This window comes from Acidobacteriota bacterium (assembly GCA_034211275.1).
In the GTDB taxonomy this organism is placed as follows: Bacteria; Acidobacteriota; Thermoanaerobaculia; order Multivoradales; family JAHZIX01; genus JAGQSE01.
In genome coordinates this window covers 1-19,858 of sequence record JAXHTF010000127.1, presented here as the reverse complement: position 1 = coordinate 19,858, position 19,858 = coordinate 1, and the positions used below count along the sequence as shown (strand labels likewise).

Below are 19,858 nucleotides of genomic sequence, written 5' to 3'. Positions count from 1 at the left end.
CTGGGTCTTGCTGCCACCAAGTACCGGTCCGGGAACAACGCAGAATCCCCCAAATACACAGACGCCTCGGCGCCGGGATCGCCGGCACCGAGGCGTCGTTGGGGGACTGCTGCTGTCTGGCGTCAGGCCATGCCGGCGGCGTGTTGGGTGCGCGCCGGGATCGTCGCGTTGCGGCGGTCGATGAGTTGCAGCATGTGGCGGATAGCGCCCTCGCTGGAGTTGATCAGCTCCCACTTGGTGGCGATGAGGGTGTGGGAGATCTGCTGCTGGCTGCGGCCGAGCATCTCCGCCACCTTTTGCTGATTGCGCACGTCCTGGTAGTTGCGCACGATCTGCCGTTGCAGCTCGGTCATCTCGTTCCAGCGCCACTGGAGCAGGTTGACCAGCACTTCCGCGGCCTCGTCGAACTCCGCCTGACCGCTGGCCAGGCTGAACGTGTTGCGGGTGCGCTTGAGGGCGCTCATCTTGTCCTGAGCCTTGTAGAAGGCCGGACCGTCGATGACGCTGCTGCGGCGGGTTTCGAGCCCGGCGGTGAGGTCGTCGTAGACCAGCACCGAGCGGAACCGCACCGGGTAAAGCTCTTCCTCGAGCACCATGAGCACGTCGTAGACGTTGGACGCCGACCGCAGGACCGCGGCCATCTCGTCGCCGCGGGTAATCTCCAGGTTCGCGAAGAGGTCGTTGCGATGCTCGTCGTTGACCCGCTCCGAAGCCTTTTGCAACCGCGCGGTGAGATCTGCTCGATCCGGCAGGCTCGAGGACCCGACGACATCGGACAACAGAACGTATAGCTTCATGGACACGGTACCTTTCTCCCTTCCCAATTCACCCGCCCCGGGGGGCCCGCCCACGCCCCGTTGAAGGGCTTTGGACCGGCGGAGGCCGTTTTTCTGTAGCTACTTATGCTACTCGTCCCCGACCCCTGCCGCAAGGGCTCAAGCGCTAAAAAGACATGTTTTCGCCGTTGTACGGGTCCGAGAGGGCCCTTTCCCGGGCTTTTGCAGTCCGAAGCTCAGGGGCCAGCGGTGGTGAGAACGGGTAGCTCCGCCTCCTCCAGGGTCTCCGGCGGCGGCGGAGCGGTGGGGCGAGGAGAGCTGCGCCGCTCCCGCAGCTGCAACACCAGGTCGTAGAGGATGGGCACCACCACCAGGGTCAGGAAGGTAGCGAAGGCGAGACCGAAGATCACCGCCACCCCCATGCCCCGCCACCACTGGCTGCTCTCACCGCCGGTGGTGAAGGCGAGGGTGTGGAAGTCCAGCTCGACGCCGGTGGAGAGGGGGATCAGGCCCAGGATGGTGGTCACCGCGGTGAGCACCACCGGCCGCAAACGGCGCACCCCGGTGGTCACCACCAGCGCCCGCCGCTCCATGCCCCGGGCCCATTGTTGCTCCCCGTAGTCGAGGAGCACGATGGCGTTGTTGACCACGATGCCCGCCAGGGAGATGACTCCCAGACCGGTCATGATGATGCCGAAGGGCAGGCCGGTGACCATCAGCCCCAAGAGCACGCCGATCATCGACATGGCCACCGAGGTGAGGATGATCCCCGGCAGCAGCAGGGAGTCGAATTTGCCCACCATCAACGCCAGCACGATGAGCACGCCGTAGAGGAAGGCGCGGGAGAGGAAGGCGGTGGCCTCCGCTTCGTCCTCGCTCTGGCCGGCGAAGCTGATGGTGTAGCCCGGCGGGAGCAGATCCGCCTGCGCCTCCAACCGATTCTGCGCCTCCCGGCGTACCGGCTCCGCCATCTGCGGGCTGCTCACCTTGCCGCTCACCGTCACCACCCGGCGGCGCTCTTTGTGCTTGATGGAGGTCAGGGCGCTGCTGCGCTGCAGCTCCGCCACGGCGCTGAGGGGGATCTGATCGCCGGTGTCGTTGACCATCGCCAGCCCCGCCAGACTCTCCAACGACCTCCGGGACGCCTCGTCCAGGCGCACGGTGACGTCCGCCTGGTCCTCGCCATAGCGGTAGGTGGATGCCTTGGTGCCGTTGATGGCGGTGCGCACGGTGCGGGCGATCTTCTCCGTGGTCAGCCCCAGCCGCGCCGCCTGGTCACGGTCCACCTGCACCAGCACCTCCGGCCGCGCCAGGTCGAAATCGTCGTCCAAGGAGACCAACCCCGGGATGTCCGCCACCAGCTGGCGCACCCGGGCGGCGATGGCTCCCAGGGTGGTGAAGTCGTCGCCCTGGATCTCGATGCTCAGGGGATCCCCCACCGGCGGCCCCTCCTCCGGGCGATCCACCTCGATGGTGGCGCCGGGGAGACCGGCCGCCTGACGGCGGGCTTGGTCCAGGGTGCGGAAGGAGCTCTGGCCGCGCTCGGCGCGATCCAGCAGGTCGAGGGTCACCCGGCCGTGGGTGGGATCCCGGGAGTCACCGCTCAACCCCAGATCATCGCTCTGACTACCGGCGCCGGAGCTCGCCGCCACCACCTCCACGTCGGGGACGCCCTGGAGCTGGGCCTCGAGCTGGCGCACCACGTCGTCGGTGCGATCCAGGGGCGAGCCCGGGGGCATCTCCACGTCCACCAGGATCTGGTTGGGCTCGGTCTCCGGGAAGAATTCGATGCCGGTGTTGAAGGGCCCGGCGAAGAGCACCAACACCACCAGGAAAGCCCCCACCACCGACGCCAGAATCAGCGCCCGATGGTCCAGCGCCCACTCCAGGAACTGCTGATACCGCTCCTCGGACCAGGCCTCCGCGCGCTGCAGACGCCGCCCCAGGGCGGAGCGGCGACCGCCGGCGCCCCCCTCCGCGGTCTCGGGCTGGGGCCTCAGGAAGACCGAGCAGATCACCGGGTTGATGGTGAAGGCCACCAGCAGCGAGGCGAGGAGCACGTAAATCACCGTCACCGGCAGATAGCTCATGAAGTCGCCCACCACGCCGGGCCAGAAGATCAGCGGGCTGAAGGCGCCGACGGTGGTGAAGGTGGAGACGGCGATGGCGGCGCTGACCTCGCGGGTGGCACGGCTGGCGGCCTCCAGCGGCTTCAGGCCTTCCTGCATGTGGCGGTAGATGTTCTCCACCACCACCACGGCGTTGTCCACCAACATCCCCACCGCCAGCACCAGCGAGAACAGCACCACCATGTTGAGGGTGGTGCCGGTGAGGTCCAGGACGGCGAAGGTGAGGAGCATGGAGAAGGGAATGGCGAGGCCGACGAAGATGGCCGCCCGCAGGCCGAGGACGAACATCAGCACCAGCACCACCAACACCAGACCGGAGGCGATGTTGTTCTCCAGATCCGCCACCATGCGGCGGATGTCCTTGCTCTGGTCCGCCAGCACGGTGACCTCCACCGACGAGGGCCACCCGGCCTGGGCCTCCTCGACGATGCGCCGCACCTCGTCCGCCACCTCGATGATGTTCGCCCCCACCCGCTTCTGCACCGACAGGGCCACCGACTCCCGGCCGTCGATGCGGGCGTAGGAGGCGCGATCCTCGAAGCCGAAGCTCACCGTCGCCACGTCGCGCACGTAGATCGGCGAGGACCCCGGCGCTTTGATCACGAAGTCGCCGATGCGGCGGGGCTCCGCCACCTCGCCGGGCACCCGCACGGCGTAGCTGCGCTCCCCCAAGTCCAGCCGGCCACCGGGGATGGAGACGTTCTCCCCGGAGACGGCGTCGATGACGTCGTCCAGGGAGAGCTCGTAGAGGCGCAGGCGCTCCGGGTCCACCTCCACCAGCACCTCCCGCTCGCGGCCTCCCACCAGCGTCGCCCGCAGCACCCCGGGCACCGCCTCCACCCGATCCTGGAGATCCTCCGCCAGCCGCCGCAGGGCCACCGACCCCACGTCCCCCGCCAGGTTCACCTGCAGCACCGGGATGTCGGAGAAGTTGATCTCTTGGAGGATGGGATCCTCCGCCTCCTGAGGGAAGTCCACCTCCGCCAGGCTGACCCGATCCCGCACCTTCTGGAGGGCGGTGTCGAGGTCGGTGCCGGAGACGAACTCGACGGTCACCGAGGACACGCTCTCCTGGGAGACGGAGCTCAGCCGCTTGAGCCCCTTGACCCCCTGCACCTCGCGCTCCACCGGCCGCGTCACCTGCGACTCCACATCCTCCGGCGAAGCCCCGGGATAGGGAGTGGTGACGATGATCAGGGGAATGCTGACGTCGGGGCTGCTCTCCCGGGGCAGGGTCCAATAGGCCAGACCGCCCACCACCACCAACAACACCGTCAAGAAGAAGACGGTGAGGCGATGCTTGAGGGAGATGTCGGTGAGGCTCAAGGGATCACCCGGCTTCCACGACTCGCTGGCCGTCGGCGAGGCCCTGCTGACCGGAAACCACCACCCGGGCGCCGGGCTCCAACCCTTCGGTGACCACCACCCGCCGCCCCACCACCGCTCCGGTCTCCACCTGCCGGCGGCGGGCGACGCCGTCCTCCACCACATAGACGGCGAAGTCCGGCCCCACCTCTTCCAGGCACTCCACCGGCACCAACAAGGCCTCCTCCAGCACCCGCCGGGAGACTTCCATGCGAGCCAGCATGCCCGGCTTCAGACGGCCGTCGGGGTTGGGAATCTCCGCCTCCACGTCGAGGGTTCGGGCCGCCGGGTCGAGCTCGGCCCCCAACCGCACGATGCGCCCCTCCGCCTCGGCTCCGCCGGCCCCTTCCACCCGCACCACCACCGGCGCCCCGACCTCCAGGAAGGGCACGTCGTTGGCCGGCGCCGGCGCGCGGACCTTCAAGGTGGAGGCGTCCAGCAGCTCCACCAGCGCCTGGCCGGGAACAGCGTAATCTCCCACCTCCACCCGACGGCTCACCACCTGACCGCTCCACGGCGCGGTGACCCGGGCTTTGTCCAGCTCGAGCTTGGCGCTGGCCAGCCGCGCCTCCGCCACGTCGCGGTCGGTGACCGCGTCCAGCAGCTGCTGCTGGGTGATGGAACGGCGCTCGAAGAGGTTCTGGGCCCGCTCGTGACGGGCGAGGGCGCGGCGACTCACCGCCTCCGCCTCGGCCACCGCCTGCTTCAGGGCGCGGGCGTCGATCTCCAGCAGCCGCTGGCCGGCGCGCACCGAGTCGCCGTCCTCCACGTGCACCGCTTCGACCACTCCGGGGACCTCCGCCGCCAGCACCGCCCGGCGCACCGGCTCCAGATCCGCCGGCAGATGGGCCACATCCACCACCCTCTCGGGCTCCACCACCTCGGTGGTCACCGGCAGGGAGCGGGGGGCCTCGGGCTCGCTCTCGACAGCGGGATCCCCACCGCAGGCCGCCAATCCCAGCAGAAAGGGGCCCAGCAGAAGGGGGCCCAGCAGAAGCATCCAGCTCCTGCTCCTGCACTCGTTCCTGCGTCGGCTCATGCGTCGGCGCTCCTTCGTGCTCATGATTCTCCCTCCCCATGCTCAGATCCCGAAGGAGCCCAGTCTCGGCTCGGCACCAGACCCACCGCCCGCTGGAGCTGGGCCCAGCGGATGCGCACGTCATAGGTTGCCTGGACCCGCTCCAGCTCCGCCTCGGTGGCGTCCCGCTGGGCTTCCAGCCATTCGGTCTGCAGGGTCACGCCCTGGCGATAGCCTTCTTCCGCCACCCGGCTCGCCTCCGATGCCGCCATGGCCGCAGCCCGGGCCGCCAGCAGGCGCTCGCGATCCGCCTGGTAGGCCGCCAGCGCCTGCTCGATCTCCACCCGGATGCGATTCTCCAAATCTTCCTGTCGCCAGCGCAGCTGCCGCTGCCGGCTTTCCAGCTGCGCCACCTCGCCCTTGCGCCGGCCACCGTCGAAGAGCTCCCAGCGCAAACCGAGAGCGAGGCTCCAGTCACGGTAGAGGGCGTCGTCCAGATTCTGCGCCAGCCGCGCCGTGCGGCCGTAGGAGCCGTTGAGCTCGATCTGCGGCTTGCCTTCGGCGCGCACCACCGCCGCCTGATGCCCCAGGGCATCGTCCTGGAGCTGCAGATCTTCCAGCTCCGGCCGCTGGCGGCGGGCCAGGGCGAGGAGGGCTCCCAGCCCCGGAGCTTCCGGCTCGGCTTCCAGCTCGATCTCGGGGGACGGCGGCGGGGCGGCGGACTCTCCACCCGGGATGACCTCGCCGGCGCCGGTTCTCCGAGTTTCTACTTCTCCGGCCCCGATCCTCAGCTCCACCTCGGAGCCGACGCCGAGCACCGCCCGCAGCTCGCTCTCCGCCACCTTCACATCGCCACGAATGCGGGCCACCAAGGGCCCCAACTCGGCCACGCCGGAGCGCGCCCGCAGCAGGTCCAGGCGAGTGGCGTCGCCCAGCTCGTAGCGCGCCTCCACCGCCGCCAACACCTGCTGCCGCAGACGCTCTTGGATCTCCACCGTGGCGAGGGCGCTGCGCCGGGACAGCAGGCGGTAGTAGACCTCCGCCGCCCGTAGCGCCAAGTCCAGCCTCTCGGTGCTGACCTGCGCCGCCGTGACCTCGGTGGCGGTGCGGGCCAGGTCGAGGGCCGCCGACACCTTGCCCCAGGTGTAGATCGGCTGGGTGACGTCCACTCCCCAGCTGTAGAGCTCCTGGCGCTGAGGCTCGAAACTGCCGCCGGGGAATTGATCCAGCAGATCCTCGAAGTCAGCGCTGTTGAGCAGTGAGGGATTGCGCGAAGCGTTCCAACCGGTGCGCAGGATGATCTGAGGGAAGGCTTCGGCCCGCGCCTCCACGACGCCCCCGAGGGTCTCCACCCGGCGCTCCTGCTCCGCCTGCAGCGCAGGATTTCCTTCCAATGCCAGCTCCACCGCCCGCTCCATGGTGGGTACCGCCAGGGACTGAGCAGCGACCGCCGGAGCCAGGCACAGGGCCAGCAGACCGGCCCAAACGAGCAGCGAGTAGACAGGAAGAGACTGTGCGGCTCGCTGACTTTGCAGAGGTTTCATGGAGATTCTCCCGGAGGGGACCGGCCAATCGGTAAGCTACTCTCACTCCGTCCCACCGTCAACCCGAGCGGGGAGAAAGCCTATACTTCGCCTCCTGGAACGTCCTTCGAGGAGACCCCATGAACCCGGACGAGAATCCCATCGCTTCCTCCCGTATGCGCCGGGAAGCGGCGCGGCGGTTGGGCATCGAGATCGAGAGCCTGGACCCGGGCACCGGCTATCTGCTGGAGCTGCGCCGGGGCGGGCGGCGCCGCATTCTGGTGCACGGTCCTTCCCCCCTCAACGACGCCGGCGCGTCGCGGCTGGCGGGGGACAAGTACTACACCTCCCTGGTACTGCAGCGGGCAGGTTTCCCCGTGCCCCGGGGGACCCGCTGCCTGCAGCCGGGGACCTATCAGGTCAGCGACTTCAGCGAGTACACCGGCCTGGAGACCGCCCGCTCCTTCGCCGCCGAGGAGGGCTTTCCGGTGGTGGTCAAGCCCAACCGGGGCTCCCGCGGCCGCGGCGTGGCGGTGGCGGCGGACGAGGAGGAGTTAGAGGAGGCGGTGCGGGAGGTGTGGCAGGACGATCCTCTGGCACTGGTGCTGGAGCTCATCCCCGGCACCGACCGCCGTCTGGACTTCCTCGACGGCGAGTTTCTCTACGGCTATGACCGCCGTCCGGTGGTGCTGGAGGGCGACGGCCGCAGCACCCTCCGCGAGCTACTGGCGGGATGGGATCGCCGCTTCACCGGCGCCGACTTCGAACGCCGGCTGCTCCACGACCCCCTGTGGCGGCGCTCGGTGGTGCGGCTGGGCTTCGGGCTCGACACGCCGCTGGAAAAGGGCCGCCGCATCGAGCTCTCCGGCGACATCCTCAACCTCAACCGCTTCTGCGTCGCCCGCTATCTGCCCGACCCGCCACAGGAATGGATCGATCTCGGCCTGCGCATCGGCGCCGCCCTGCACCTGCGCCACTTCGGCATCGACTTCCGCCGCCGCACCCTCGATGGAGCGCCGGAGGAGGCGCCGGAGAAAGCAGTCGTGCTGGAGGTCAACGCCTCCCCGAGCCTCGGCCAAAGCTACGAGATGGGCTATGTCGAGGAGACGGTAGCGGCGGAGATGCGGGTGCTGGAAGCGTTGATGGGGGATTGAGAGTTACCGAGCCGTCACCGGGAAGCCGGCAAATCCGGGTTACGCTCATCCGATGAACTCCGAAGGTTCCCTCGGCACCCGACTGCGGGAGCTCGCCCTGCTCTGCTTCAAGCTCGGCTGCATCGCCTTCGGCGGTCCGGCGGCGCATATCGCCATGCTCGAGGACGAGGTGGTGAGCCGGCGGCGGTGGCTCACCCGCCAGCACTTTCTCGACCTGGTGGGCGCCACCCATCTGATCCCGGGCCCCAACTCCACCGAGACGGTGATGCACGTGGGCTATGAGCGCGCCGGCTTTCTCGGGCTGCTCACCGCCGGCAGCCTGTTCATCCTGCCGGCGGCGGTGATCACCGGTGCCTTCGCCGCCTTCTATGTCGCCTACGGAGCGCTGCCTGCGGTGGAGCCGCTGCTGGCGGGAATCCAGCCGGCGGTCCTGGCGATCATCGCCGGGGCCCTGCTCAAGCTCGGCAAGAAGGCCATCACCGGCTGGGAGACGGCGCTGCTGGGAACCGCAGTGGCGATCCTGACGCTATCGGGGGTGAACGAGATCGCCGCCCTGGCCGCCGGAGGCATCTTGGGCATGCTGTGGTTGCGCCTATCTTCCGGCGAAGGAGGTCCCAACGGAGACGGTACCGGCGCAGCCGCAGAGCCAGCTGAGAACGAGAAGAGCTCGCCGAAAGCCAGCGGCGCCTTCCTCGCCTTCACAGGAACTTCCGCCGCCGGCGCAGCAACGACCGGCACTGCAGCGGCCACCACGGCGGCTGCGAGCCCTACCCTCCTCTCCCTCGGTCTCTTCTTCCTCAAAGTGGGAGCGGTGCTCTACGGCAGCGGCTATGTGCTCATCGCCTTCCTGGAGGGGGATCTGGTGCGGCGCTGGGGCTGGCTCACCGACACCCAATTGCTGGACGCCGTAGCGGTGGGTCAGCTGACGCCGGGGCCGGTACTCTCCACCGCCACCTTCGTCGGCTACCTCCTCGCCGGCGTGCCCGGCGCAGCGGTGGCCACCGTCGCCATCTTTCTGCCCTCCTTCACCTTCGTCGCCGTACTCAACCCGCTGATCCCCAAGCTCCGCCGCTCCCCCTGGACCGCCGCTTTCCTCGATGCCGTCAACGCCGCCGCCCTGGGTCTGATGGCGGCGGTGACGGTGCAGCTGGCGCTGGCGGTGCTCACCGGCTGGATCCCCATCGCCATCGCTGTGCTGGCCGCCGTCGCCCTGCTCCGCTGGAAGGTCAATGCGATCTGGCTGGTTCTCGGCGGCGGTCTCGCGGGCTGGGTGTTGGGTGCCCTCAACGGCTCTTGGTAGGGTGCCGCGAGCAGAGACCTGCAGAATCGGCCCCTCGGCAGACGAACAAATACATACTAAAAGTTAAAAAAGTGTCTGTATTTCCGGGTGGATAGCAACTCTACTCTGACAAGACCGTATTCTCAGTAGGGCTAATTGTTGCCTCGCTGCTGAAGTGAAAGGTCAGGCAATCTTCCCAACGGGGGTTGGCCGCCAAGGAATGCACCGGCAGCCCGGCCGACTCGGAGCTAGCCCGCCGGACTCGTGACAGAATCCGGCGAGCCCATTTTGGATTTTCAAGGAAGCTGATCGATGATGAAGAAACTCGCTCTCGCCGCCCTTTTCACCCTCCTCATTCCCTTCGCCGCCGAAGCCCAGCAGGGCCAAGCCGGTCCGCCGAACCTGCCCTTCGACACCAGCGCCTTCCGGGACGCCACGAATACCCGGGAAGGACGCATCGTGGCCAAGATTCGCCTTGCCTACGTACCAGCAGAAGAAGAGGAGGGGGACGGCGAGTTGTGCATCGCTTTGGGCATCGAGCCCGACCCGCGGGCGATTCTCAAGGGCTACATCTCCTTCCTCGACTCCCACTACAACGAGAAGGGCAAGGAGAAGCGCCGGAAGATCAACGTCAAGCTCAAGGGCAAGCCCACCAAGGACGACGGCATCGAATTCTGGGCCGAGTGCGCCCCCCAAGAGAAGCCCGGCGCCAACGATCAGTTGAAGATCTTCATCCGCCGGCCGCGCAAGGAGATGCTCGACATCGCGACTCCCTACCCGGAACCGGGGAAGTACCGCTGGATCAACGTCACGGCGCTGCCCAACGGTGGTCTGAACTGGAGCTTCGAAACCACCGATCAGGACGCCTGAGCGCCGGACGTCCACTCCCTCCGGAGGATGCCGTAGACCAAGGCATCCTCCGGCTCTCCCCATTTCAGGTAGTGCTCGCGCAGATGGCCTTCCTGGCGTAGGCCGAGCTTGAGCAGGACCCGGCCGGAAGCGGTGTTGCCGCCCAAGACCTGGGCGTGGATGCGGTGCAGGCCCAACCCCCGAAAGCCGAAATCCAGCACCGCTCGGGCGGCTTCGGTAGCATAGCCGCGACGCCAGTAGGGCACGCCGATCCAATAGCCCAGCTCCCCCCGACTGTGCTGAAGATCGAGGCGCAGGCCGGCGGAGCCCACCAAAGCTCCTCCCGGGGGCCCATCCTCATCGCCCTCCCCAGCGACGGTGACGGCACAGATCATCTGGCGCCGTTCGCGCCACAAATCCTCGTGGCCTGCGATCCACTCCCCGGCGGCCTCCAACGGATAAGGATGGGGAACGTTGAGAGTGGTGTCGGCGATGGCCCGCTCCCCCGCCAGGCGATGGAGCTCCAGCGCGTCGGAGTCCTGGAAAGGACGCAGCAGTAGGCGCTGGGTGACCAGGGTGGGGCGGGCGGAGTTGGGGGTGATGGGACTGGGTGGATCTTGGTTCACGGCTTCTCCTCGCTTGGGTCCTAGCTCGGACCGCTCTCCGAATCCAAGCCTACCCGCCACTCAGCCGCCGCGCTAGATCCTCCGGCAGCACGTGATCGGTGGTGCGCACCCGCTGCCAATCGAAGCTCTCCACCAGCTCGCCGGCGGAACGCGGGCTCGGCTCTTCCTGAAGCCCCAAGCTCCACGCCAGATAGCCCACCAGCGCCCGCGGCTCGACCCCTGCTTGCCGCAGCGACCGCAGGGTCAGTCCTTCGTCGCGCTTGGAGAGTTTCTCCCCCTCGGCGTTGAGCACCAGCGGCACGTGGGCATAGGCCGGCGGGGTGCCGCCGAGGGCCTCGATGAGCTGGATCTGACGGCCGGTGGAGTCGAGAAGGTCCGAGCCCCGCACCACGTCGTCGATCTTCATCAGCAGATCGTCCACCACCACCGCCAGCTGGTACGCCCACAGGCCGTCCCGGCGGCGCAAGACGAAGTCGCCGACGGTACGATCGACCCGCTCGGTCTGCGGCCCCAGGACCCGGTCGACGAAGGTCACCGGGTGATCATCGACCCGAAAGCGCACCGCCGCGCTCGTCTTCCCATGGCCTTGACCGCCAGCTGCAGTGGTCTCCTCCAGCACTTTGGACAACCAACCCCGCTCCAGCACCTTGGGCCGCAGCCGCGCCGGATACGCCGGTCCCTGGTGAGGACCGTGGGGCGCCGTCGCCAGCTCCCGCAGATCCTTGCGCGAGCGCCGGCAGGGAAAGAGCCGACCCTGGAGATCGAGCTGCCGTAGCGCGTCGCGGTAGTGCTGGGAACGCTGCGATTGAACGTGAGGCCCCAGCTCGCCCCCCTTCCCTCCCCCTTCGTCCCAATCCATCCCCAACCACGCCAGATCTTCCAACGCCGCCTCCGCCGCCCCCGGCACCGTCCGCGGCGGATCCAGATCCTCCAACCGCCAAACAAACGTCCCCCCCCGGCTCCGCACCGACCACCACGCCACCAGCCCCGTGCGCGCATTGCCCACGTGCAGCAGCCCCGACGGGGTCGGAGCGTAGCGGCCCCGGGGTGGGGTCATAGAGCCAGAGCTCAAGGCTCCCGAAGGCTCAATCCGCCACAGCCACGCCCACCGGGCAGCTCACCCCGGTGCCGCCGAGGCCGCAGTAGCCGCCGGGGTTCTTGGCCAGGTATTGCTGGTGGTAGTGCTCGGCGTAGTAGAACTCCGGAGCGGGGAGGATCTCGGTGGTGATGGGGCCGTAGCCGGCCTCGGTGAGGCGGCCTTGGAATGCGTCCCGGGAGGCTTCGGCGGCTTGGGCCTGGGCCTCGGTGGTGGTGTAGATGCCGGAGCGGTATTGGGTGCCGGCGTCGTTGCCCTGGCGCATGCCCTGGGTGGGGTCGTGGGCCTCCCAGAAGGTCTTGAGGAGCTCCTCGAAGGAGACCTTCTGCGGATCGTAGACCACCAGCACCACCTCGTTGTGGCCGGTGAAGCCGCTGCAAACCTCTTCGTAAGTGGGATTGGGGGTGAAGCCGGCGGCGTAGCCGACGGCGGTGGTGTAGACACCGTCGAGCTGCCAGAACTTGCGCTCCGCACCCCAAAAACATCCGAGACCGAAGATCGCCCGCTCCATGCCCTCCGGGAACGGCGGCTCCAGGGGGGCGTCGAGGACGTGGTGGCGATTCGGTACCGGCATCTTCTCCGCGCGGCCCGGCGGCGCCTCGTCCGGTGTCGGCATGGTGGTTTTCTTCTTCCAAGCCCAGAGAGCCATGGTCAGCTCCTTTCCCCCGCAGGGGGTCGATTCAAGATCAAACTCCGAAGTAGCGCGCCTCGGGATGGTGGAAGACCAGGGCGGAAACGCTGGCCTCCGGGTCCATCATGTCGCCGTCGGTGAGCTCGACGCCGATGTCTTCCGGCGCCAAAGCAGCGAAGAGCTGGCGCTGGCCACCGAGATCCGGGCACGCCGGATAGCCGAAGCTGTAGCGCTTGCCCCGGTAGCGGCAGGCGAAGAGATCCTTGGGGGACAGGCCCTCCGGATCCGCCACGCCCCAGCTGCGGCGCAGCTCCCGATGCACCCACTCCGCCGCCGCCTCGGCGGTCTCCAGGGCCAGCGCCGCCAGCCCGTGGCTCTTCAGGTACTCGCCCTGCTGCTTCCACTCCTCCACCTGCTCCCGGACGCCGGCGCCGGCGGTGGTGACGAAGACGGCCACGTGGTCGTCGTCGAGGACGTAGTCCGTCAGGCACAGGCCATCGCCGTCCTGCCGCGGCAGCTCCCAGCGCGCCGCGGCGAGGTCGCTATCCGGCTCCAGGAGCATCAGGGTGTTGCCCTCCGCCCGCGCCGGGTAGAAACGCCAGGCGGCCTGGCAGCTCATGCCGCCACCGCGGCAGAAGTCTTTGAGCTCGTCCATCAGGCGCTCCAGCTTGCGGTATTTCTCATCCCCCGCCGCCGCCAGCTTCGCCACCGAGCCTTTGAGGCCCAGGTGTTTGGCGAAGAGCATCTGGGGATTGAGCAGCGCCCAGACCTCGTCCAGATCGAGCTCCCGGGAGTGCCGGCCGAGATCCGGCGGCCGGGGGATGTCGACGTCGCGGCTCACCGCCACCTGGCGCCGCGGCCCCGCCGAGGAAGACCCCTTGCCCGGAGCTTCGGCGGCCTGGTCGGCGGCCGCCTGCTCCGCCACCTCGCGTTCCAGCTCCACCCGCTCGCTGGGCTCCAACAACCGCTCCACCAGCCGCAGGCCGTTCATGGCGTCCTTGGCGTAGGTGCATAGAGCGCCGTAGGCCGGTGCGATCTTCTTGTGGGTGAAGCGCCGGGTGAGGGCGGCTCCGCCCACCAGCATGGGTACCGAAATCCCCGCCGCTTGCAGATCACCGGCGCTGGTGACCATCTGCTGAGCGCTCTTGACCAGCAGACCGGAGAGGCCCAGCACGTCCGGCCGATGCTCCTCCACCGCCTGGATCAGCACCTCGCTGGGCACCTTGATCCCCAGATTGACCACTTCGAAGCCGTTGTTGCTGAGGATGATGTCCACCAGGTTCTTGCCGATGTCGTGGACATCCCCCTTGACCGTGGCCAGCAACACCTTGCCGCGGCTGGAGCCGTCGGAACGCTCCATGTGGGGTTCCAGGAAGGCCACCGCCGCTTTCATCACCTCGGCGCTCTGGAGCACCTCGGCGACGATCAGCTGGTTGTCGTTGAATAGCCGGCCCACCTCCTTCATGCCGTCCATCAGCGGGCCGTTGATGATCGCCAGGGGCTCGGGCCAGCGCTCGTCCTCCAGGGCCTGGGCGAGGTCGTCTTCGAGACCGATCTTGCTGCCTTCCACCACCGAGCGGGCGATGCGCTCCGCCAGCTCCAGCTCCTCCCGGGGCTGCCGGGGGGTCATGGCGCTGCGGTCCCGGAAGTGGGCGGTGAAGGCTTCCACCGCCGCATCACCGCCGGCCACGTCACCGGGGTCGAGGAAGATCAAGGCCTCCGCCAGCTTGCGCTCCTCCTCCGGAATCTCGGCGTAGCGGGCCAGCCGCTGGGTGTTGACGATGGCGGTGTCGAGGCCGGCGCGGGTGGCGTGGTAGAGGAAGACGGAGTTGAGCACCTCGCGGCCGGCGGTGGGCAGACCGAAGCTGACGTTGGAAACGCCGAGGATGGTGCGGGTGTGGGGCAGCTCCGCCTTCAACCGGCGCACGCCCTCGATGGTGCCGGCGGCGGAGCCCAGATAAGCCTCGTCGCCGGTGCCGCAGGGGAACACCAGGGCGTCCCACCAGATATCCTCCGGCGCTACCCCCATCTCCTCGGTGAGGATGCGGTAGCTGCGGTGGGCCACCTCCATCTTGCGCTCCACCGACACCGCCATGCCCTGCTCGTCGATGAGCCCCACCACCAGCGCCGCGCCGAAGCGCTGGGCCAGCGGCACCACCGCCTCGAAACGACTGCGGCCGTCCTCCAGGTTGATGGAGTTGAGGATCGCCTTGCCCTGGCAGTAGGTCAGGGAGCGCTCCATCACCTCGGCGTCGGTGGAATCGATCATCACCGGCACCTTGATCAGCTTCATCAGCTGGTCGAGGAAGAGCTCCATGTCCCGCAGCTCGTCGCGATCCGGATCCTGCAGGCAGACGTCGACGATCTGCGCCCCGGCCTTGACCTGGCCCCGGCCGATCTCCGCCGCCTGTTCGATCTCGCCGGCGGCGATGAGGCGCTTGAATTTGCGGCTGCCCAAGACATTGGTGCGCTCCCCCACCAGCAGCGGCCGGTTGTCGGCGGTGAGCTCCACCGCTTCCAGCCCCGAGACCAGCGGCCGCTGATGCACCGGGATGCGCCGCGGCCGGTAGTCCGCCACCAGCTCCGCCAGGGTGCTGACGTGCTCCGCGGTGGTGCCGCAGCAGCCCCCCACCAGGTTCAACCAGCCGCTATCCAGGAAGCGGCCGAAGACCTCGCGGAAGTGTTCCGGGCCTTCCTGATACTGCCCCTCCTCGTCCGGCAGACCGGCGTTGGGAACGCAGGCCACGCGGGTGCGGCAGAGCTCGCTCAGGGTGCGCAGGTGATCCGCCATGAGCCCCGGCCCGGTGGCGCAGTTGAGTCCCACGTAGAGCAGATCGGCGTGCAACAAGGAGACCGCCAGGGCCTCGGCGTCCTGCCCGGCGAGCATGGTGCCGGTGGGCTCGATGGTGGCGGACACCGCCACCGGGATGCGCCACCCGGCCCATTCGAAAGCCTGCTCCAGCCCCAGCAGCGCGGCCTTGATGTTGCGGGTATCCTGGCAGGTCTCCACCAGCAGATAGTCGGCGCCGCCGGCCATCAATCCCTGGGCCTGCAGACGGAAATTGTCCACCAGCTCCTGGAAGGTGACCCCGCCGGTGACCGAAATGGCCTTGGTGGTGGGACCGATGGAACCGCAGACGAAATGAGTGCGCCCCGGGCGGTCGTGGCGAGCGCAGGCGCCGCGGGCGATCTCCGCCGCCACCCGGTTGATCTCGTAGGCACGGTGAGCCTGGTCGTACTCCGCCAGCACCAGCGGTGTACCGCCGAAGGTGTTGGTCTCCACGATGTCGGCACCGGCGGCGAGATAGCTCTCGTGGACGCCGTCCACCACCTGGGGCGAGATCAGGCAGAGCATCTCGTTGCAGCCCTCCAGGTCCGGGCCACCAAAGTGGTCGGCGGTGAGCTCCACCGACTGCATGGCGGTGCCGGTAGCGCCGTCGAGGACCAGAATGCGCTCCTCCAGGGCGGAGAGCAGGGCGGCAGTGCGGGCTTCCCGATCCGCCGGCTCCGGCGGTGGCTCCGCCGGTGCCTGGATGGGGTAGGCGTAGGCCGAGGAAGATTTGGCAGAAGGGCTCATGGAGAAAGAATCCTAGCGTTGGGGATGGACCGAGATGGGGAGACGGTGGAGGATTGTGTTCGTTCCCTCCGGATCGACGACCGGTAACCGGCGGCCAACTACCGGCAACCAGTTACCGGCATCGGAGCACCAGCGGCTAAGTCACCGAACAGTGCAGATCGAGGCGCTTCATCAGCTGGCTCACCGCCCGGGAGCTGGCCATGACGTAGAAGTGCACCGCCGGAACGTTGCGGTCGAGCAATTCCTCCGTCTGCCGTGCCGCCCACTCGACGCCGATGTCCAGAACATGCTTGGCGTCGGCGGCCTGCACCTCGTCCGCCAGCTGGGAAGGGATGTCGACGAAGAAATTCCTCGGGATGGTGGTCAGCTGGCGCTTCTTGGTCAGGATCTTGAGCCCCGGGATGATAGGGACCTCGATGCCCGCGGCGCGACAGGCCTCGACGTAGCTGAAGTAGCGCTGATTGTCGTAGAACATCTGAGTCACGATGTACTCCGCCCCGGCCTCCACCTTCGCCTTCGCCCACCGGATGTCGCTCTCCAGATTGGGCGCCTCGAAATGCTTCTCGGGGTAGCCGCCGACGCCAATGCAAAAGTCCGACGGCTCGGCGTCCAGCAGATCCTCTTCGAGATAGATCCCCCGATTCATATCCGCCACCTGCTGCACCAGGTCCATGGCGTAGATATTGCGGCTGCGGCCGTGGCGCAGGGGCTTCTTGTAGCCGCTGTCGTCGCCGCGCACGGCGAGGACGTTGTCGATACCTAGATAACGCAGCTCGATGAGGAAATCTTCCGTCTCCTCACGAGTGAAGCTCTGGCACAGAATGTGGGGCACGGCATCGACGTTGTATTTGTTCTGAATCAGCGCACAAACGCCCAGAGTTCCGGGGCGCTTGCGCTTGACCCGGCGCTGAAAACCGTCCGGAGTTTCCTCGTAGATGATCTCCGCGGCGTGGCTGGTGATGTCGATGAACGGCGGCTCGTAGCGCATCAGGTCATCGATCAAACGCAACAAGCCCTGCAGGTCCCCACCGCGCAAGGGCGGAATGATCTCGAAGCTGATCAGCGGACGCGCAGCGCGATCCAGATGTTCAGTGACCTTCATGACCACGAAAGTATACCCGAGCGCTCACAAATCCGTGCTGCGGTCGCACCCATCTCCCCTCCCGCACCGGCAGCAGGACCAGCTCGCAGCGAGATGGCGTGCGCAGAACCTACTACCCGGGATCCAGCGGGCGTCAGATCGTCGAAGCGCAGGAGAGAGGCGCGGAGGCGTACTCCGGGTACGCCGCACAAGCCGAACGACGAGCACGCGGCGAGATGGCGTGCGCTGAGCCCTGGGAGCACTGGTAGAGTCACCGATCATGAACGCCCAGGGACAAGGCCGACCGGCGCTGCGGGCGGCAGGGGACCTGATCTGCGGCAGCCTTGCCTTTCTCGCCGCGTTCCTCCTGCGCATCCACGTCCCCCTGCCCTTCACCCTCGGGCTGCTGCCGGCGGACCGCATGGCCTACTTCTTCAGCCAGTGGTGGATCGTCGCCGTCAGCCAGCTGCTGCTGCTCTACTTCTTCGGCCTCTACGACCCGCCGGAGCCCGAGTCCCGGGCCGAGCTGCCGCGGCGCCTGCTGGCGGCGGTGGTGGTGCACAGCCTGCTGCTCATGGGCTTCTACTTCCTCACCAACCGCGAGTTCCCGCGCTCGGTGCTGGTGCTTTTCGCTGCCATCGACTTTTCAGGCTTGCTCGCCTGGCGCAGCCTGCTGCTACGGCTGCACAGCCCGCCGCCGCGGCGGGTGATCATCGTCGGCAGCGGACCGGTAGCCCGGGAGCTGGCGTCCACGGTGCACCACCATCCCTGGTACCAGCTGCAGGTGATGGGTCACGTCAGCGCTCCGGACGACGGCGAGGTGCACCCGCCGGAGCCCGATGCCCTGCCGCCGGAGCAGATCCTCGGGCCCCACCTGGGCACCGTCGACGACCTGCCGGCGCTGTTGGCGGAGGGGGCGGCGGACGAGGTGATCCTCGCCACCGACGCCTATCCCTGGCAGACGCGGCTCATCGACCGGCTGGCGCGGGAGGCCGCCGGGGGCGGGGTGCTGCTGTTGCCGGGGCCCTTCGAAAGCCTCATCGGCCGCATGCGCTACCGCTGGGTGCGGGATTTACCCATGGTGGAGGTGGTGCGTCAGCGGGAGTGGCGGGTGAGCTCCCCCATGAAGCGCAGCTTCGACATCCTGGGAGCCACCCTGCTGCTGCTCCTGGCGCTCCCCGCCATGGCCGCCACCGCGCTGCTGGTGCGGCTGACCTCCCCCGGCCCGGTGATCTACCGCCAGACTCGGGTGGGAATACACCAAGAGCCCTTCGAGCTGCTCAAATTCCGCACCATGCACCAGGACGCCGAGGCCGCCACCGGCGAGGTGCTGGCCCAACCCAACGATCCGCGGCTGACGCCGGTGGGCGGCTTTCTCCGCCGCACCCGCCTCGACGAGCTGCCCCAGCTGTTCAACGTGCTGGGGGGCAGCATGAGCCTGGTGGGACCTCGGCCGGAGCGGCCGGTCTTCGTACGTCGCTACTTGGAAGAGGTGCCGGGCTACGCGGAGCGCTTCTCCATCGCCCCAGGCCTCACCGGCCTGGCCCAGATCAACGGCCACTACCACTCGACGGCGCAGAACAAGCTGCGCTACGACCTCGCGTACATCGCCAACTGGAGCCTGTGGCTGGATTTCTCCACTCTGCTGCGCACGGTGAAGATCGTGCTCTCGTCCCAGGGAACCTGAGCTGACCGAGGATCCCGCAGCTATTCCTTCCAGCTCATGGATGGTGGAATCTGCTCCTCGAACTGCCAATCCAACGCCACCGCCTTGTCAAAGCTCTGCCGCGCTTCCTCGTCTTTTCCGGCGAGGGATTGGGCCTTGCCCAGATTGAGGTAGATCTCCGGCCGGGGCTCCACCGCCAGGGCGTCCCGATAGGCTTGTTCCGCCGCCTGGGGCCGGTTGAGCAAGAGATATTGGCTACCCAGCGCCAGGGGGATCCCCGACTCCACAGGATCCAGCTCCTCCGCCCGCCGCAGGTCCCGCAGGTTGCGCTGGAGGATCTGCCGGGGGGCCTGACGGGCGGCGACCAGCTGCAGGCTGATGGCCTCCACCCGCGCCAGCAGGCGGCTGGCCAGGCGACGCTCGGCGCTGCGCTGGACTTGCCAGACGACTCCCACTGCCAGGGCCACCGAGAGCAGGATGGCCACCCAACGCCCTCTCATGACGACTCCTTCGGAGGCGACGACGGCAGCACCCAGGCCAGGAAGAGAATCGCCTGATAGGCCACCAGGGCGATGCGGAAGGGGAATTGAGCCGCGGCGAGCACCGCCAGGGCCGCCACTCCCGCCCAAGCCACCACCGCGTCGGAACGTTCGAAGCCTTGTCCGGCGGCCTTGGAGGCCCTCTCGGCGCCGGCGCTCCAGCGCCGGCGCAGGGCGCCCCACAGGACCCAGAGGGCCCAGGCCAGAGCCAGAGCCCCGGGCAGTCCCCACTCGGCGGCGGCCTCCAAATACTCGTTGTGGGCGTTGGCGAACATCACCTGACGCTTGTCGAGGTAAAACTCCACCCCTTGCTCCTTGAGGTGGAGCTTGGCATCGGCGTACTCGGTGCGGTAAGCCCCATGGCCGACGCCGGCGAGGGGTGCCTGGGCGGTCATATAGGCCGCCGCCCGCCAGCCGTCCAACCGGCCGGTGAGGAGGGCGTTGATCTCTCCCCGAGCCAGTTCCTTGCCCTTGTCCGCCACCCGCTCCCGCAGCGGCGTCACCGCCAGCACCAGGAGGAGCGCCGCCAGCGCCGCCGCACCGGCGGCC

At 68.1% G+C, this 19,858-nt stretch carries 15 protein-coding genes; 4 read left to right on the top strand and 11 right to left on the bottom strand.

Going from position 1 to position 19,858, the window contains the following annotated elements; all coding sequences use genetic code 11:
• Positions 1–122: 122 nt before the first annotated feature.
• From SX243_17595 to SX243_17580, 4 genes are all read right to left on the bottom strand, one after another.
• Complete coding sequence (locus SX243_17595) at positions 123–797, bottom strand: SatD family protein (GenBank protein MDY7094789.1); 675 nt, start codon at positions 795–797, stop codon at positions 123–125.
• Between the two features lie 215 nt (positions 798–1,012).
• On the bottom strand, positions 1,013–4,231 hold the full coding sequence (locus tag SX243_17590) for an efflux RND transporter permease subunit (protein MDY7094788.1): 3,219 nt from the start codon (positions 4,229–4,231) through the stop codon (positions 1,013–1,015).
• A gap of 4 nt (positions 4,232–4,235) precedes the next feature.
• The gene (locus SX243_17585; GenBank protein MDY7094787.1) at positions 4,236–5,270 is read right to left on the bottom strand and encodes an efflux RND transporter periplasmic adaptor subunit; all 1,035 of its coding nucleotides are present in this window, start codon (positions 5,268–5,270) and stop codon (positions 4,236–4,238) included.
• A gap of 59 nt (positions 5,271–5,329) precedes the next feature.
• Entirely contained in the window at positions 5,330–6,832 is a 1,503-nt protein-coding gene (locus tag SX243_17580; protein ID MDY7094786.1) for a TolC family protein, read from the bottom strand.
• A 119-nt stretch (positions 6,833–6,951) separates the two neighbouring features.
• Here SX243_17580 and SX243_17575 point away from each other — a divergent pair, with 119 nt between their 5' ends.
• The 3 genes from SX243_17575 to SX243_17565 all read left to right on the top strand — a co-directional run bounded on the left by SX243_17575 (position 6,952) and on the right by SX243_17565 (position 10,114).
• Entirely contained in the window at positions 6,952–7,965 is a 1,014-nt protein-coding gene (locus tag SX243_17575; GenBank protein ID MDY7094785.1) for a hypothetical protein, read from the top strand.
• A gap of 52 nt (positions 7,966–8,017) precedes the next feature.
• The gene (gene chrA, locus SX243_17570; protein MDY7094784.1) at positions 8,018–9,265 is read left to right on the top strand and encodes a chromate efflux transporter; all 1,248 of its coding nucleotides are present in this window, start codon (positions 8,018–8,020) and stop codon (positions 9,263–9,265) included.
• Positions 9,266–9,556: 291 nt separating this feature from the next.
• The gene (locus SX243_17565; GenBank protein ID MDY7094783.1) at positions 9,557–10,114 is read left to right on the top strand and encodes a hypothetical protein; all 558 of its coding nucleotides are present in this window, start codon (positions 9,557–9,559) and stop codon (positions 10,112–10,114) included.
• On the opposite strand, the gene SX243_17560 is transcribed toward SX243_17565, so the two are convergent.
• From SX243_17560 to SX243_17540, 5 genes are all read right to left on the bottom strand, one after another.
• Positions 10,102–10,719: a GNAT family protein gene (locus SX243_17560; GenBank protein MDY7094782.1), complete on the bottom strand. Its 618-nt coding sequence runs from the start codon at positions 10,717–10,719 to the stop codon at positions 10,102–10,104. The two genes, SX243_17565 and SX243_17560, sit on opposite strands and share 13 nt — an antisense overlap.
• Before the next feature lie 49 nt (positions 10,720–10,768).
• Positions 10,769–11,776, bottom strand: a complete 1,008-nt coding sequence (gene gluQRS, locus SX243_17555) for a tRNA glutamyl-Q(34) synthetase GluQRS (protein MDY7094781.1) — start codon at positions 11,774–11,776, stop codon at positions 10,769–10,771.
• A 28-nt stretch (positions 11,777–11,804) separates the two neighbouring features.
• Positions 11,805–12,464, bottom strand: coding sequence for a peptide-methionine (S)-S-oxide reductase MsrA (gene msrA / locus SX243_17550; GenBank protein MDY7094780.1), 660 nt, complete (start codon positions 12,462–12,464; stop codon positions 11,805–11,807).
• 37 nt (positions 12,465–12,501) lie between these two features.
• Entirely contained in the window at positions 12,502–16,023 is a 3,522-nt protein-coding gene (metH, locus tag SX243_17545; protein MDY7094779.1) for a methionine synthase, read from the bottom strand.
• A 136-nt stretch (positions 16,024–16,159) separates the two neighbouring features.
• On the bottom strand, positions 16,160–17,125 hold the full coding sequence (locus SX243_17540) for a methylenetetrahydrofolate reductase (protein ID MDY7094778.1): 966 nt from the start codon (positions 17,123–17,125) through the stop codon (positions 16,160–16,162).
• 259 nt (positions 17,126–17,384) lie between these two features.
• On the opposite strand from SX243_17540, the gene SX243_17535 reads away from it, so the two are divergent.
• Positions 17,385–18,791 carry a sugar transferase gene (locus SX243_17535; protein ID MDY7094777.1) on the top strand — a complete coding sequence of 469 codons (1,407 nt, stop codon included), beginning with the start codon at positions 17,385–17,387 and terminating at the stop codon, positions 18,789–18,791.
• 20 nt (positions 18,792–18,811) lie between these two features.
• Here the strand turns inward: SX243_17535 and SX243_17530 are convergent, their stop codons facing one another.
• Positions 18,812–19,270, bottom strand: a complete 459-nt coding sequence (locus tag SX243_17530; protein MDY7094776.1) for a hypothetical protein — start codon at positions 19,268–19,270, stop codon at positions 18,812–18,814.
• Positions 19,267–19,858: O-antigen ligase family protein (locus SX243_17525; GenBank protein MDY7094775.1), on the bottom strand; the 592-nt coding region annotated here is incomplete at its 5' end. The genes SX243_17525 and SX243_17530, both read right to left, overlap by 4 nt.

Coding starts and splice junctions, on each gene's coding strand:
- SX243_17575 (MDY7094785.1), top strand. CDS start 6,952: ATGAACCCGGACGAGAATCCCATCGCTTCCTCCCGTATGCGCCGGGAA.
- SX243_17530 (MDY7094776.1), bottom strand. CDS start 19,270: ATGAGAGGGCGTTGGGTGGCCATCCTGCTCTCGGTGGCCCTGGCAGTG.
- SX243_17540 (MDY7094778.1), bottom strand. CDS start 17,125: ATGAAGGTCACTGAACATCTGGATCGCGCTGCGCGTCCGCTGATCAGC.
- metH (MDY7094779.1), bottom strand. CDS start 16,023: ATGAGCCCTTCTGCCAAATCTTCCTCGGCCTACGCCTACCCCATCCAG.
- SX243_17535 (MDY7094777.1), top strand. CDS start 17,385: ATGAACGCCCAGGGACAAGGCCGACCGGCGCTGCGGGCGGCAGGGGAC.
- msrA (MDY7094780.1), bottom strand. CDS start 12,464: ATGGCTCTCTGGGCTTGGAAGAAGAAAACCACCATGCCGACACCGGAC.
- SX243_17585 (MDY7094787.1), bottom strand. CDS start 5,270: ATGCTTCTGCTGGGCCCCCTTCTGCTGGGCCCCTTTCTGCTGGGATTG.
- SX243_17595 (MDY7094789.1), bottom strand. CDS start 797: ATGAAGCTATACGTTCTGTTGTCCGATGTCGTCGGGTCCTCGAGCCTG.
- gluQRS (MDY7094781.1), bottom strand. CDS start 11,776: ATGACCCCACCCCGGGGCCGCTACGCTCCGACCCCGTCGGGGCTGCTG.
- SX243_17565 (MDY7094783.1), top strand. CDS start 9,557: ATGATGAAGAAACTCGCTCTCGCCGCCCTTTTCACCCTCCTCATTCCC.
- SX243_17580 (MDY7094786.1), bottom strand. CDS start 6,832: ATGAAACCTCTGCAAAGTCAGCGAGCCGCACAGTCTCTTCCTGTCTAC.
- chrA (MDY7094784.1), top strand. CDS start 8,018: ATGAACTCCGAAGGTTCCCTCGGCACCCGACTGCGGGAGCTCGCCCTG.